Below are 524 nucleotides of genomic sequence, written 5' to 3'. Positions count from 1 at the left end.
GCCCAGCACATCTGACGGTGGAAGGGCCGAAACGATCGGTCCAGGAGCGAACTTGGCTTCAACCTTGGTGGCACGGGTCATGCGGGTCTCCGAGTTGTAGGGCCAGCATGACCGCTCCGGTCGGCAAGAATGTGTAGTGATGACTCGTCATGCGTCGTTAATACACGTCATGTATCACGACGGTACGTCGATGAACACGCGCCAGACCGGCAGCCAGAATCGCGCACACCTCGGCGATATGAGGCGACGGTCTCTGGTTCGATGGCATAAGATGCATGTGGATTGACATACATTTTGGGAACCGAGAGCGACAGACCTAAATTTTTTCTGGCGAATCGGCGCGAAAACAAAGGAACATTAGAGAATGTCATGTTTAGTTTATCGGGTTCAGATTGCCGTAGCGAGGCGCTGCGGCTTGGGGGGACTTACGCGATGACGCTTTCCGATTTCCTTCGTAGCTTCAGCTCCGCCGATCTTGTCGGCTACTTCCAGATCCGGAAGATTGCGGTCCCGGACGACATCCC

The 524-nt window shown here is 55.2% G+C and carries 1 protein-coding gene; it reads left to right on the top strand.

Going from position 1 to position 524, the window contains the following annotated elements; all coding sequences use genetic code 11:
• Nucleotides 1-282: 282 nt before the first annotated feature.
• A partial coding sequence (locus tag AC1DWF_RS38445) for a hypothetical protein (RefSeq protein ID WP_476843645.1) occupies nucleotides 283-524 on the top strand: 242 nt, incomplete at its 3' end.

The organism is Aminobacter sp. P4_D5 (genome assembly GCF_056401815.1).
The sequence above is the reverse complement of the archived record's forward strand: the minus strand, read 5'-3'. Positions and strand labels throughout refer to the sequence as shown.